Annotated in this window: 13 protein-coding genes, 1 tRNA gene and 1 pseudogene; 11 read left to right on the forward strand and 4 right to left on the reverse strand. The window is 63.2% G+C overall.

All coding sequences use genetic code 11. From position 1 onward, the window contains the following. Nucleotides 1–188: 188 nt before the first annotated feature. Both NCT32_RS11810 and NCT32_RS11815 read left to right on the forward strand, forming a co-directional pair. Nucleotides 189–833 carry an RNA pyrophosphohydrolase gene (locus tag NCT32_RS11810; protein WP_061121378.1) on the forward strand — a complete coding sequence of 215 codons (645 nt, stop codon included), beginning with the start codon at nucleotides 189–191 and terminating at the stop codon, nucleotides 831–833. A 162-nt stretch (nucleotides 834–995) separates the two neighbouring features. Then, nucleotides 996–1,559: a CNP1-like family protein gene (locus tag NCT32_RS11815; protein WP_061121419.1), complete on the forward strand. Its 564-nt coding sequence runs from the start codon at nucleotides 996–998 to the stop codon at nucleotides 1,557–1,559. A gap of 54 nt (nucleotides 1,560–1,613) precedes the next feature. Here the strand turns inward: NCT32_RS11815 and proB are convergent, their stop codons facing one another. The 4 genes from proB to rplU form a co-directional block, all read right to left on the reverse strand. Continuing rightward, complete coding sequence (gene proB / locus NCT32_RS11820; RefSeq protein WP_250490342.1) at nucleotides 1,614–2,732, reverse strand: glutamate 5-kinase; 1,119 nt, start codon at nucleotides 2,730–2,732, stop codon at nucleotides 1,614–1,616. Nucleotides 2,733–2,758: 26 nt separating this feature from the next. Further along, nucleotides 2,759–3,844, reverse strand: coding sequence for an Obg family GTPase CgtA (gene cgtA, locus NCT32_RS11825; protein WP_061121500.1), 1,086 nt, complete (start codon nucleotides 3,842–3,844; stop codon nucleotides 2,759–2,761). 164 nt (nucleotides 3,845–4,008) lie between these two features. Continuing rightward, nucleotides 4,009–4,269, reverse strand: a complete 261-nt coding sequence (rpmA, locus tag NCT32_RS11830) for a 50S ribosomal protein L27 (RefSeq protein WP_008342952.1) — start codon at nucleotides 4,267–4,269, stop codon at nucleotides 4,009–4,011. 43 nt (nucleotides 4,270–4,312) lie between these two features. Next, the gene (rplU, locus tag NCT32_RS11835; RefSeq protein ID WP_035511298.1) at nucleotides 4,313–4,624 is read right to left on the reverse strand and encodes a 50S ribosomal protein L21; all 312 of its coding nucleotides are present in this window, start codon (nucleotides 4,622–4,624) and stop codon (nucleotides 4,313–4,315) included. A gap of 256 nt (nucleotides 4,625–4,880) precedes the next feature. Between rplU and NCT32_RS11840 the strand changes: the two genes are divergently transcribed. From NCT32_RS11840 to yacG, 9 genes and pseudogenes are all read left to right on the forward strand, one after another. Continuing rightward, nucleotides 4,881–5,873, forward strand: a complete 993-nt coding sequence (locus NCT32_RS11840; protein ID WP_250477098.1) for a polyprenyl synthetase family protein — start codon at nucleotides 4,881–4,883, stop codon at nucleotides 5,871–5,873. A 40-nt stretch (nucleotides 5,874–5,913) separates the two neighbouring features. Then, nucleotides 5,914–5,990: transfer RNA gene (locus NCT32_RS11845), tRNA-Pro, on the forward strand. Between the two features lie 144 nt (nucleotides 5,991–6,134). Next, on the forward strand, nucleotides 6,135–7,424 hold the full coding sequence (locus NCT32_RS11850) for an HlyC/CorC family transporter (protein WP_250490343.1): 1,290 nt from the start codon (nucleotides 6,135–6,137) through the stop codon (nucleotides 7,422–7,424). Nucleotides 7,425–7,498: 74 nt separating this feature from the next. Beyond that, nucleotides 7,499–8,716, forward strand: a pseudogene (locus NCT32_RS11855) (GspE/PulE family protein). Further along, nucleotides 8,716–9,918: a type II secretion system F family protein gene (locus tag NCT32_RS11860; RefSeq protein WP_250490344.1), complete on the forward strand. Its 1,203-nt coding sequence runs from the start codon at nucleotides 8,716–8,718 to the stop codon at nucleotides 9,916–9,918. Before NCT32_RS11855 ends, NCT32_RS11860 begins: the two are co-directional and overlap by 1 nt. A 31-nt stretch (nucleotides 9,919–9,949) precedes the next feature. Further along, complete coding sequence (locus NCT32_RS11865) at nucleotides 9,950–10,873, forward strand: A24 family peptidase (protein WP_250477100.1); 924 nt, start codon at nucleotides 9,950–9,952, stop codon at nucleotides 10,871–10,873. Between the two features lie 16 nt (nucleotides 10,874–10,889). Further along, nucleotides 10,890–11,495, forward strand: a complete 606-nt coding sequence (gene coaE, locus NCT32_RS11870; RefSeq protein WP_250477101.1) for a dephospho-CoA kinase — start codon at nucleotides 10,890–10,892, stop codon at nucleotides 11,493–11,495. A gap of 170 nt (nucleotides 11,496–11,665) precedes the next feature. Continuing rightward, the gene (zapD, locus tag NCT32_RS11875; protein ID WP_035510226.1) at nucleotides 11,666–12,421 is read left to right on the forward strand and encodes a cell division protein ZapD; all 756 of its coding nucleotides are present in this window, start codon (nucleotides 11,666–11,668) and stop codon (nucleotides 12,419–12,421) included. Between the two features lie 70 nt (nucleotides 12,422–12,491). Beyond that, nucleotides 12,492–12,683 (forward strand): DNA gyrase inhibitor YacG, encoded by a 192-nt coding sequence (gene yacG, locus NCT32_RS11880; RefSeq protein ID WP_061121493.1) that lies wholly within the window; start codon nucleotides 12,492–12,494, stop codon nucleotides 12,681–12,683. The last annotated feature ends 2 nt before the right edge of the window (nucleotides 12,684–12,685 follow it).

A 12,685-nucleotide genomic window follows, 5' to 3' on the forward strand; every position in this document is an offset into this window, starting at 1 on the left:
ACGAGGGTGAACGACGGAAACGGTCGACGGCATTGCAAGGAAGAAGATTTTGCCGTCTTCCGCGTGGCCTGGCAAAGCGCCTTGCACCCTGCTCGGGAAACGTGCCCCGAATTCGGGTTCGTGCCGGTGCGCGGGGTCCGTTAACTGTTTATAATCAAAGCAATTTTAAAGGATTTGAAGGTGGCTGTATGCTGGATCGTGAAGGCTTTCGCCCGAACGTCGGCATCATCCTCTTGAACGCGCGCAACGAAGTGTTTTGGGGCAAGCGGCTGCGTGAACATTCCTGGCAGTTTCCGCAAGGGGGCATCAAATACGGTGAGACCCCTGTGCAAGCGATGTATCGGGAGTTACACGAAGAAACCGGCCTGCTACCGGAGCATGTGAAAGTTGTTGGTCGCACGCGCGACTGGCTGCGTTACGAGGTGCCGGACAAGTTCATCAAGCGCGAGGTGCGCGGACATTATCGCGGTCAGAAACAGATCTGGTTTCTGCTGCGCATGGTGGGACGTGATTGCGACATCTGCCTGCGTGCGACGGACCATCCGGAGTTCGATGCCTGGCGCTGGAACGAGTATTGGGTACCGCTGGATGCGGTCATCGAGTTCAAGCGCGACGTTTATCAAATGGCTCTCACCGAGCTGTCCCGCTTCCTGCGGCGAACCAACTCCCGCGGCGAACGCGGCGAGCGAGCCGCGCATCATGGGCCGCGCTATCCACGCGTGCTCCAGACAATGACGATCGAAGCGCCTGCCGTTACTGCCTCCGGCGCGGCGGTTCAGGCAGAATGCACGGTCAGCGAAGAAGTGCATGTGATCGTGCAGCGCTCATCGTGAACCCGGGCGTGCGACTGATCGCAGCGGTTCCTCGCACACTTTGACACTCGACACGACTTCGATCGATGGCACGGCGAACTTCTCGCCGTGCCATTTCGCTTTGTTCCGCCGGGCGGGCGCTTCGTGTCCCGCGCGCATGTTTCCGGGAAAACTCAATTGAAAGTGAATGCCTCACTCGCGGTAATCGCGGCATCCGCGGCAGTGCTTGCCGTGCTCGCCGGCTGCTCCAGCAACAAAGGCCCGTCCACGCAGGACGACGGCGTCTTCACTTATCTGCTCGATCGCAAATCGACCTGGGCCGAGGAGAAGATCGACACCATGCCGCCTCTGCCGCAGGCGTCGAATCTGATCGCGTTCACCGTATCGCAGAACACGCCGCTCACGTTTTCCGTCGACAAGACGACGCTTACGGTCGGTCAGGATGGCGTCGTGCGTTATGTGATCGTCGCGACGAGCCCGGCGGGCGCGCGAAACGTCAACTATGAAGGCATTCGTTGCGACACCTACGAATGGCGCCGCTACGCGAGCATCAACGACGATCAGAACGGCTGGGATCAGGGTTCCGCGTTCGACTTCAAGCGTATCGAGAACGGCGAGCTGAACGCGTATCAGGCGGCGCTGTATCAGGACTACTTCTGCGCGAGCAAGCTGCCGGTCGGTACGGCGAAGCAGATCGTCAACAACATGCAGTACAAGCGCACGCAGAGCTCGATCAATCTGCGCTGATTTCACGGTGCGCCAAAGTGCAAAAAGCCCGCTGGATCAGCGGGCTTTTTCGTATCACACGAGCACCAGGTTGTCGCGATGGATCAACTCGGGCTCCAGCATGTAACCGAGCACCGTTTCGATTTCGCCGCTCGGCCGCCGATGAATCAGCCGCGCCTCCGAACTGCTGTAATTCGTGATGCCGCGTGCGACCTCCTGCCCTTGATCGTTGACGCAGGCGATCACCTCGCCGCGATCGAACGCGCCTTTCACGTCGATCACGCCGATCGGCAAAAGGCTCTTGCCGTCAGCGGTGAGCTTTTGCACCGCGCCGCCGTCGATCACGACGTGGCCGCGCACCTGCAAGTGATCCGCCATCCACTGCTTGCGCGCCGCGATGCGGGCCGTGCGCGCGATGAGCTGCGTGCCGATCAACTCGCCCGACGCGAGGCGCGTCAGCACATCGGCTTCGCGGCCGCTCGCGATCACCGTGTTCGCGCCGCTGTGCGCCGCGCGCTTCGCCGCGAGGATCTTGGTCAGCATGCCGCCGCGTCCGAGACTCGAGCCCGCGCCGCCGGCCATCTGCTCGAGCTCGGGCGTGCCGGCATCGGCTTGCTCGACGAGCGTCGCGTTCGGGTCCTTGCGCGGATCGGCGGTGAAGAGACCGCGTTGATCGGTGAGAATGACGAGCGCATCGCCTTCGATCAGGTTCGCGACGAGTGCGCCGAGCGTGTCGTTGTCGCCGAACTTGATTTCGTCGGTGATGACCGTGTCGTTCTCGTTGATGATCGGCACCGCGCCGAGGCGCAGCAACGTGAGCAGCGTCGAGCGCGCGTTCAGATAGCGTTCGCGGTCGGCGAGATCGGCATGCGTGAGCAGAATCTGCGCGGTGCGGATGCCGTGCGCGCCGAAACTGCTTTCGTAGACCTGCGCGAGGCCCATCTGTCCAACGGCGGCGGCCGCCTGCAGTTCGTCGATTTCACGCGGCCGCTTGGTCCAGCCGAGCCGGTGAATGCCTTCCGCAATCGCGCCCGAACTCACGAGCACGACTTCCTTGCCCTGCTCCCGCAGCGCCGCGATCTGCGACGCCCAGCGCGAGATTGCCGCGTGGTCGAGCCCGCGCCCGTCGTTGGTGACGAGGCTGGACCCAACTTTCACTACGATTCGCTTCGCAGCGGCGATGACCGAATGCATCGTGCGCTTTCTCCTCGTGGTAGCGTTTAATCCTTCGCTGCGTCGTCGCGAAAGCGCACGTCGGCGGCGAGATCTTCCGCTTCCGCCGCGCGCGACGCGTCCGAATGCTGCGAAATGTAGTCGTAGATGGCGTAGGTGAGCGCCTCGCAGCCCTGGCCCGTCAGCGCCGAAATTTCGAAAACCGGGCCGTCCCACTCGAAGCGGCCGACGAAATCGGCAATGCGCGCTTCGCGCTCGTCCTCGGGCACCATGTCGAGCTTGTTCAGCACGAGCCAGCGCGGTTTCTCGTAGAGCGACTCGTCGTACTTGCGCAGTTCGTTGACGATGGCCTTCGCTTCGGCGACGGGATCCACGTTTTCATCGAACGGGGCCATGTCGACGAGATGCAGCAGCACGCCGGTGCGCTGCAGGTGACGCAGGAAGCGATGCCCGAGCCCCGCGCCTTCCGCCGCGCCTTCGATCAGGCCGGGAATGTCGGCGATCACGAAGCTCTTGCTCGGCCCGACGCGCACCACGCCGAGATTCGGCGCGAGCGTCGTGAACGGATAATCCGCGATCTTCGGCCGCGCGTTCGACACCGACGAAATGAACGTCGATTTCCCCGCGTTCGGCATGCCGAGCAGACCCACGTCAGCCAGCACCTTCAGCTCGAGCTTGAGCATGCGGCGCTCGCCCGGCTTGCCGTCGGTCTTCTGACGCGGCGCGCGGTTGGTGCTCGACTTGAAATGCAGGTTGCCGAGTCCGCCCGCACCGCCCTGCGCGATCAACACTTGCTGGTTATGCTCGGTCAGATCGGCGATGATCTCGCCTGTTTCCTGATCCGAAATGATGGTGCCGACCGGCATGCGCAGCGTGATGTCGTCGCCGCCCTTGCCGTAGCAATCCGAGCCGCGGCCGTTTTCGCCGTTGCGCGCCTGATGCTTCTTGGAAAACCGATAGTCGATCAGCGTATTGATATTGCGATCGGCGACTGCGTAGACGCTGCCGCCGCGGCCGCCGTCGCCGCCGTCCGGCCCGCCGAACGGGACGAACTTTTCGCGGCGCATCGACGCGCTGCCATCTCCTCCGTCGCCGGCGATGACTTCGATCCTCGCTTCGTCAATGAACTTCATGCGTTGCTCCGTCCCGTGTACTTGCAGCTATTTTGCCGTGACCTGACGTTGCCGGTCACCGATATCCTTGAATTCATCCAATGCGCCGTTTGTACGCATCAAATGAAAAAGGCCCCGCGAACTTCGCGGGGCCTTTTTTCGGTCCTGAAGCCCGTGCGTAAAATTTACGCTGCCGGGACGACGACGACCGTGTGCTTCTTCGCGGCGCCCTTGGTCACGAACTTGACGTGACCGTCAGCCAGCGCAAACAGGGTGTGATCCTTGCCGATGCCGACATTCTCACCCGGATGCATGCGCGTGCCGCGCTGGCGAACGATGATGCCGCCCGCGTTGATTGCCTGGCCGCCGTACACCTTCACGCCGAGGCGTTTCGACTCTGAGTCGCGGCCGTTGCGGGAAGACCCGCCTGCTTTTTTGTGTGCCATTTCATTAGCTCCTTAACCGATATCTGTGCGGAACGATCGCGCCTTAGGCGTTGATCGCGTCGATGCGCAGTTCGGTGTAGTTCTGGCGGTGGCCAGCGTGCTTTTGATAGTGCTTCCGGCGACGCATCTTGAAGATGGTCACTTTCTTGTGACGACCTTGCGACACGACGGTAGCCTTGACGGAAGCCCCACCCACCAGCGGCGTACCGAACTTAATCGATTCGCCTTCGCCTACTGCGAGAACCTGGTCGAGCGTGATTTCAGCGTCAATGTCTGCCGGTATCTGTTCTACTTTCAATTTTTCGCCAACGGCAACCTTGTACTGCTTGCCGCCGGTTTTTATGACCGCGTACATTGAGAACCTCACTCAAAATTCTTTTTCCACGCACCACGCGGGGAAAACACGCGATTATACATAGGGTTACGCTCGACGTCAAAGTGTCGTGACGTCTCCCGCGCGCGCGGCACGGCACGCGATCCGGCCCCCAACCTCGGCGAAAATGGAGCGAATCATGTCTGAATTTCGCCGACGTCGCGCGAATCGACGCAGCCAAGTCCCGTCGTCTGTCGGATTCGCCTTATAATCCGCCGGATTACCTTTACTGCCGATCATGTCGTCCACCGCCACTTCCTTCCCCAACGCCGCCGCGCTGCTCGCCCCGATCGCCGAGGACATGCAGCACGTCAATCGCGTCATCCGGCAGCGCCTGGCATCAGAAGTGATGCTGATCAACCAGATCTCGGAGTACATCATCGGGGCGGGCGGCAAGCGGCTGCGTCCGGCGCTGTTGCTCCTCGTCTCCGGCGCGCTGGGCGACACGACCGGGCATCGCCACGAACTGGCCGCCGTGGTGGAGTTCATCCATACGGCAACGCTGCTGCACGACGACGTCGTCGACGAATCCGATCTGCGGCGCGGCCGCAAGACTGCCAATGCGCTGTTCGGCAACGCGGCGAGCGTGCTGGTCGGTGACTTCCTGTACTCGCGCTCGTTCGAAATGATGGTGAGCGTCGGCAAGATGCGCGTGATGGAAATTCTCTCCGTCGCGACCAACATCATTTCCGAGGGAGAAGTCCTGCAGCTGCTCAACATGCACGACCCGGACGTGGACGAAGCGCGCTACATGCAAGTGATTCGCTACAAGACGGCGAAGCTGTTCGAAGCGGCCGCGCAACTCGGCGCGGTGCTCTCGGGCGCGGATGCGCGCACCGAAGCGGCGGCGGCGGAGTACGGCCGGCGCATCGGCACCGCGTTCCAGATCATGGACGACTGGCTCGATTACACGGGCACGCCGGAATCGATGGGCAAGAACGCCGGCGACGACCTGCGCGAAGGCAAGCCTACGTTGCCGCTCATCTATCTCATGGAACACGGCACGCCGGAGCAGGCGGCGCTCGCGCGCGAAGCGATCGAGCAAGGCGGCACGGATCGTTTCGAGACGATCTTCGACGCGATCACCACGTCCGGCGCACTCGATCACACGCTCGAATGCGCGCGCAAGGAAGCAGAAGCAGCGGCGAAAGCGATTTCTTCATTTCCCTCTTCCATCTACAAAGAGAGCCTGCTAGAATTATGTTCTTACTCGACGTCGAGACAGTCTTAAACGAGACTGAGACGGCGTAAGAGTCCAAGTTGGTCGAATTCGGGGTGTAGCTTAGCCTGGTAGAGCGCTACGTTCGGGACGTAGAGGCCGGAGGTTCGAATCCTCTCACCCCGACCAGAATTGCAAAAACCCGCATGGTTCGCCATGCGGGTTTTTTATTTCCGGCAAAGAAAACCGCGTACGCTTGCCAAACGGCCAGGGCTGGCTTTCCTGCCCCGTCTGCTATATTGCCTCCCATCTCCGCCCCTACTCGATCACCGCGTGGACAACCTTCCCTTATGGGCGCAAATTTGCGCCATCTTTCTGCTTCTCTTCCTTTCCGGCTTCTTCTCGATTTCCGAAACGTCGATGATGGCGCTCAATCGCCATCGCCTGAAATATCTGGCGAGCCAGGGGTCGCTACGCGCCCGCACGACGCAAGGGCTGCTCGCCAAGACTGACCAGCTTCTCTCCGTGATCCTGATCGGGAACAACCTGATCAACACGATCATCCCCGTGCTCACGACATCGATCGCGCTGCGCACCTTCGGTCATAACAACCTCGTCCTGTCGATCACGACGGGCGTCATCGCGTTCCTGATCATCGTGTTCGCGGAAATCGCGCCGAAGATCGTCGGCGCGACGTATCCCGAGAAAGTCGCGCTTCCCGCAAGCCTCGTGCTCGCGCCGCTCATGCGCATCGCGCGGCCGCTGATCTGGTTCGTCAACCTGTTCGCCAATGCGATTCTCGCCGCGCTCCACATCAACACGAAAAACAAGCGCGATCAGCGGATTTCGCCGGAAGAACTGCGCACCATCGTGCTCGAAACCGGCAGCTTCATGCCGACCAAGCACCGCAGCATCCTGCTCAATCTGTTCGATCTGGAGAACATCACCGTTGACGACGTGATGATCCCGCGCCGGCGCATCGAAGCGCTCGACTTCGACGCGCCCTTCGAACAGATCCTGCATCAGCTCGAGACGTGCTATCACAACAAGCTGGTCGTCTTCCAGGGCGATATCGACCGGGTGCTCGGCATCCTGCATGTACGCAAGACGCTCTCCGCGCTGCATAACCAGGAGCTCGAACGCGAAACGCTGCGCGAGCTGCTCACCGAGCCTTACTTCGTGCCGGCGGGCACTCCGGTGTTCCAGCAACTGCAGTTCTTCCAGGAAAGCGGTCACCGTATCGCGATCGTGGTCGACGAATACGGTGAATTGCAGGGGCTCTTAACGCCCGAGGACATCATCGAGGAGCTGATCGGCGAGTTCACGACGACGATCCCGCGCGGCACCGGCTCGCGCGGCGGCTGGGACGAGAATGGCGAATGCATCGTCGCGGGCAGCATGCCGCTGCGCGAACTGAACCGCTGGCTGCATCTGACGCTGCCGACGGACGGCCCGAAGACGCTCAACGGCCTAATCCTCGAAACGCTCGAAGACATCCCGGACGGCGACGTGTCGGTGCGCATCGCGGGTGTGACCTTCGAAGTCATGCGCAGCGACGATCAGGCGATCCGCACCGTCAAGATTTTCCGTCCGCTCGGGCCCGAGAAACGCGCGCTGCGTTAGCCATTCGGACGACTGGGCGGGGGCGATGCCGGGCGGGATGATCGGACCATCTCGACTCCGACGTCCCGACGCCCATGACTTCCCCTTCCCGCGACGCTTTCGACACGTTCGCGCGCCAGGCCCGCACGTCCGAGGCGGCCCGCGATAGCGCATCCGATCACGAAACGCCCGCCGTCTCGCTGCTCACCGAGACCCTGCGCGAGGCCGCCGAGCGCGGCGCATCCGACATCCATGTCGAGCCATCGGAGCACGACTGGCGCATCAGGCTGCGCGTCGATGGTGCGCTGCATGTGTTGAAGCGTCCGCCGCCGCACCTGCGCGACGCGTTTGTCACGCGCATCAAGGTGCTGGCGCGCATGGACATCGCCGAGCGGCGCATGCCGCAGGACGGTCGGCTGCGTCTGACTCTTCCGGGCGGGCGGATCGGCGACTATCGCGTCAACTCGCTGCCGACACTCTTCGGCGAGAAGCTCGTGCTGCGGCGCCTCGACGCGCTGCCGCCCGATCTGTCGCTCGCCGCGCTCGGCCTCGATGATGCGCAAAGCGGCACGGTCGAATCGGCGATTCGCGCTCCGCACGGTCTCATCCTCGTGACCGGCCCGACCGGCAGCGGCAAGACCCTCTCGCTCTACTGCTTCCTTCAAATGCTCAACGCCGAAGCGCGCAACGTGTGCTCCGTCGAAGATCCCGTCGAGATCCAGCTCGCGGGCATCAATCAGGTGAGCGTGCGCGAATAGGCGGGGCTGACCTTCGCCGTGGCGCTGCGCGCGTTCATGCGTCAGGATCCGGACGTGATCATGGTCGGCGAAATTCGCGACGCAGAAACCGCGGATGTCGCGGTGAAGGCCGCGCAGACGGGACACCTCGTGCTCTCGACCCTGCATACCAACGATGCACCGGCCGCGATCGCGCGGCTCATCGATATCGGCGTGGCGCCCTACAACCTCGCGTCCGCGCTCAGGCTCGTCACCGCGCAACGGCTCGTGCGCAAGCTGTGCGAATCCTGCCGCACGCCATCGGCGCTGCCCCTCACGGACGGATTTCATCCGTTCGAAGCGCGCGGCTGTCCGGCGTGTCATGGCATCGGTTATCGCGGGCGGGTGGGCGTGCATCAGGTGATGCCAGTATCGGATGAACTACGGGAACTGATCGTCTCACGCGCGGCAACACATGCAATCGCGCGCGCGGCGCAGGCGCAAGGCATGCCCTCGCTACGCGACGCAGCCTTCGCCCGCGTCCGCGAAGGCGCGACGAGCGTCGCCGAACCAGCCGAAGCGACGGAGACCGAATAATGAGTCACGCGCCCGAATTGCGTTTCGCCTGGCGTGGCATGGATAGCGAAGGCCGGCCAAAGCAGGGAAAGATCATTGCCGCCGACGCGCTCTCGGCCCGCAGCTCGCTGCGTCGGGAAGGCGTGATCGTCACCGGACTCGACATGCTCGGTGCCGCGCCGCCGCCCAAAGCGAAGACGACGGAGGTGACCGTTTTCACACGGCAGCTCGCCGGCCTGCTGCGCGCAGGCCTGCCGCTCGCTGGGGCGCTCGAATTGCTGGCCGGCAGTGCGACGGGCGGCGGACTGCCGCGCATCGTGCGCGCATTGACTCGCGACATCACGCGTGGCGTGCCGTTCTCAGCTGCACTCGCCGCGCATCCCGCGGCGTTCGGCCCGCTGTACTGCCAGTTGGTGTCGGTTGGCGAAGTGGCAGGCGCGCTGCCGTCCGTGCTCGCCCGGCTTGCCGACGATCGCGAGCGCGCCGCATCGCAACGCGCCAGACTGCGCGCCGCCCTCACCTATCCGGTCATGGTGCTGCTGCTTTCGCTCGCGATCACCGCAGGTTTGCTGGTCGGCGTCGTGCCGACATTCAAGACGATCTTCGACGGCTTCGGCGCCGCGCTGCCCGCGCCGACGCGTTTCGTGCTCGCACTGTCGGACGGCGTCGCGCATGCTGGCGTGCCGTTCGTCCTCGCGTGCGTATGCGCGGCGGTTGTGGTGTCGCGCTGGATGAAGCGTTCGCCGGATGCGCGCGAAACCGTCGATCGCGCGGCGCTGCGCCTGCCGCTCGCAGGCAGGTTGCTGCGCTCCCTTGCAGTCGCCCGATGGAGCCGCGCGCTCGGGACGCTGCTCTCGGCGGGCACGCCGCTGTCGGATGCTTTCGACTCGCTCACGCACGCCACGGGCAATCGCGTATTCGACGCCGCCACGGTCAACATCGCCGCGCGCCTGCGCAATGGCGAGCGCCTCGCGGTCGCCATGGGCGCCGCCGGCTGCTTTCCGCAAGATGTCGTGCAGCCGATCGCGGTCGCCGAAGAATCGGGCTCGCTCGACGCGATGCTCCTCGATCTCGCCACGCTGGCGGACCGTCAGGTGGACGAGCGCATCGGCGCGTTCGCGAGCCTGTGCGAGCCGATCGTCATCGCGCTGCTGGGCGCGCTCGTGGGTGGACTCGTCATCGCGATGTATCTTCCTATCATTCAGCTCGGCAACGTGGTGTAGCATCGCGGGCCAAAGCAACCGTTCGTCCATCATGCAGCCTTCGTTCGATCCGTCCGCCGCGCATTTCGCAAGCCGCTATCTGGCGGCGTTCGCCGCGCTCCCCGTCGCCATGCAGTACGGGTTCGCTGTCGTGTTCGGTCTCGTGATCGGCAGTTTTCTCACCGTCGTCGTGCATCGCCTGCCGGTCATGCTCGAGCGCGCATGGCGCGCCGAAGTCGACGCGACGATTCCTGAAGCTCCCGAATCCGGCAAACGCGCCGCCGCCGATTCGCACCCCGAACGCTTCAATCTCGCGGTGCCGCGCAGTGCATGCCCGCATTGCAAGCATGTGCTGCGCGCGTGGGAAAACATTCCCGTCATCAGCTATCTCGCATTGCGCGGGCGCTGCTCGGCGTGCGGCGCGCGCGTGAGCCCGCGTTATCCGCTGATCGAACTCGCAAGCGGCGCGCTCGCGGCGCTCTCGCTCTACGCCTACGGCCCCGCGTGGCCGGCTCTGGCCGCGTTCGGACTGTGTGCGACCTTGCTGACGGCCGGCCTCATCGATTACGACACGCGCTATCTTCCCGATGTGCTGACGCTTCCCCTGCTGTGGGCGGGACTCATCGTCAATTTCGGCGAAGGCGGATTCGCGACGCTTCACGACGCCGTAACGGGCGCGATCGTCGGTTATCTTTTTCTGTGGTGCGTGTACTGGCTCTTCAAGCTCGTGCGCGGCGTGGAAGGCATGGGCTACGGCGACTTCAAACTGCTCGCCGCGATCGGCGCGTGGCTCGGCTGGTCCGCACTCGCGCAAGTGGTCCTGATCGCTGCCGTAGCGGGCGCGGCGGTCGGCATCGTTGCGACGTGGCGCAAGCGCATGCGTTTCGAGGAGCCCTTGCCGTTCGGGCCGTTTCTCGCGGCGGGCGGAGTCATCACGCTCTTCGTCGGCACACCGCTCTATTCATTGTTGGGATGATCGAAGGGAGCAACGGATGTTCAGCATTGGTCTTACCGGCGGCATCGGCAGCGGCAAGAGCACCGTCGCCGATCTCTTCGCGGCGCGCGGCGTACCGCTTATCGATACGGATCTGATCGCGCACCAGATCACCGCGCCGGGCGGCGTCGCGATGCCGCTCATCGCGAGCGAATTCGGCGACAATTTCATCGCCGAAGACGGCTCGCTCGATCGCGCGAAGATGCGCGGGCTCGTTTTCGCCGACGACACTGCGAAAGCGCGGCTCGAACATATCGTGCATCCGTTGATTCGCGCTGAAACCGAGCGACAGAGACTTGCGGCGCAAGGTGCGTATCACATCGTGGTCGTGCCGCTGCTGGTCGAGTCGGGCGAATGGGCTGCACGCGTGTCACGTGTGCTCGTCGTGGATTGTCCGGTCGAGACGCAGATCGCCCGCGTCATGCGGCGCAATGGCTTCACGCGAGAACAGGTACTCGCGATCATCGCGAAGCAGGCGTCTCGCGAAGCGCGACTCGCCGCAGCGGACGATATCGTCATCAACGACGAAACGGCCACGCACGACGCACTGGCGCAGCAAGTCGACGCGCTGCACGCGCGTTATTTGTCGCTGTCATCCGGATAAGGTGAGCCGATCGCCTGAGTTAGCCAAATCGTCGAAAAGTTCCCGAATTTGCGCCAAAACAAGCACTTTCGCGAGCGAATATGCCCCGATTTGCTAGGGTGAGGATGCGGCATTAGAATGTGCTCACTTCCGCTCATGGAAGCAACCGACCCACGCCGAGGCGAGCGCGCTTGATCCTTTACGAGTATCCCTTCAACGAGCGAATCCGGACGCTGCTGCGCCTCGAAGACCTGTTCGAGCGCTTCACGTTCTTTCTGACTCAGGAAGACGCGCGAGAACATCACGTCGCGCTCACGACACTCTTTGAGATCGCCGAAGTCGCTGGCCGCACGGATCTCAAGGCCGACCTCATGAAGGAACTGGAGCGGCAGCGTCAGACGCTCGCGCCGTTCCGTGGCAATCCTGGAATCGAACAGGAAGCGCTCGAAGCGGTGCTCGGCGAAATCGAGCAAACGCTCGGCGGCCTCACCGACATGCATGGCAAGACCGGTCAGCATCTCGCCGACAACGAATGGCTCGCGAGCATCCGCAGCCGCACGATCATTCCGGGCGGAACATGCAAGTTCGATCTGCCGTCGTATTACGCGTGGCAGCAGTTGCCCGTCGAAGAACGGCGTCAGGACATCGCGAAGTGGGTCATGCCGATGCTCGCGTTACGCGACGCGGCGGCCATCGTGTTGCGGCTCGCGCGTGAATCGGGTCAGGCGTCGAAAGTCATGGCGATGCAGGGCAGCTATCAGCAGATGTTGTCCGGCCGCACCTATCAACTGATGCAAGTGCGCGTTTCGCCGGACACTCGCGTGATTCCCGAAGCGAGCGCGAACAAGTACATGCTGTGGGTCCGCTTCACGGTGCAGGACGGCGATCTGAAGCCGCGCGCCGTGGACGTGGACGTCCCCTTCCATCTGACGCTTTGCAGCCTTTGAATAGAATCAGCCGGCCCTATATGGATCAGATGTCGAACAAAGCCGGCGCGATTCGCCACGTCTTACCGTCATGACCACTGTCGTCAAATGCCCGACCTGCGGCAAGGATGTCCGCTGGGTTCCGGAAAACCGCTTTCGCCCATTCTGCTCCGAGCGCTGCAAGCAGATCGATCTGGGCGCGTGGGCGGCCGAGAAGTACAAAATTTCGGGTAATTCACAGGAAACGCCGCCGGACGACGATACGCGCGGCGGCCTGAACTGACC

The organism is Caballeronia sp. INML2, assembly GCF_023631365.1.
Taxonomy (GTDB): Bacteria; Pseudomonadota; Gammaproteobacteria; order Burkholderiales; family Burkholderiaceae; genus Caballeronia; species Caballeronia turbans.

What these genes read in the sequence shown, in the direction of transcription:
- NCT32_RS11810 (WP_061121378.1), top strand. Translation starts at nt 189, where the DNA reads ATGCTGGATCGTGAAGGCTTTCGCCCGAACGTCGGCATCATCCTCTTG.
- proB (WP_250490342.1), bottom strand. Translation starts at nt 2,732, where the DNA reads ATGCATTCGGTCATCGCCGCTGCGAAGCGAATCGTAGTGAAAGTTGGG.
- cgtA (WP_061121500.1), bottom strand. Translation starts at nt 3,844, where the DNA reads ATGAAGTTCATTGACGAAGCGAGGATCGAAGTCATCGCCGGCGACGGA.
- rpmA (WP_008342952.1), bottom strand. Translation starts at nt 4,269, where the DNA reads ATGGCACACAAAAAAGCAGGCGGGTCTTCCCGCAACGGCCGCGACTCA.
- rplU (WP_035511298.1), bottom strand. Translation starts at nt 4,624, where the DNA reads ATGTACGCGGTCATAAAAACCGGCGGCAAGCAGTACAAGGTTGCCGTT.
- NCT32_RS11840 (WP_250477098.1), top strand. Translation starts at nt 4,881, where the DNA reads ATGTCGTCCACCGCCACTTCCTTCCCCAACGCCGCCGCGCTGCTCGCC.
- NCT32_RS11860 (WP_250490344.1), top strand. Translation starts at nt 8,716, where the DNA reads ATGAGTCACGCGCCCGAATTGCGTTTCGCCTGGCGTGGCATGGATAGC.
- NCT32_RS11865 (WP_250477100.1), top strand. Translation starts at nt 9,950, where the DNA reads ATGCAGCCTTCGTTCGATCCGTCCGCCGCGCATTTCGCAAGCCGCTAT.
- coaE (WP_250477101.1), top strand. Translation starts at nt 10,890, where the DNA reads ATGTTCAGCATTGGTCTTACCGGCGGCATCGGCAGCGGCAAGAGCACC.
- yacG (WP_061121493.1), top strand. Translation starts at nt 12,492, where the DNA reads ATGACCACTGTCGTCAAATGCCCGACCTGCGGCAAGGATGTCCGCTGG.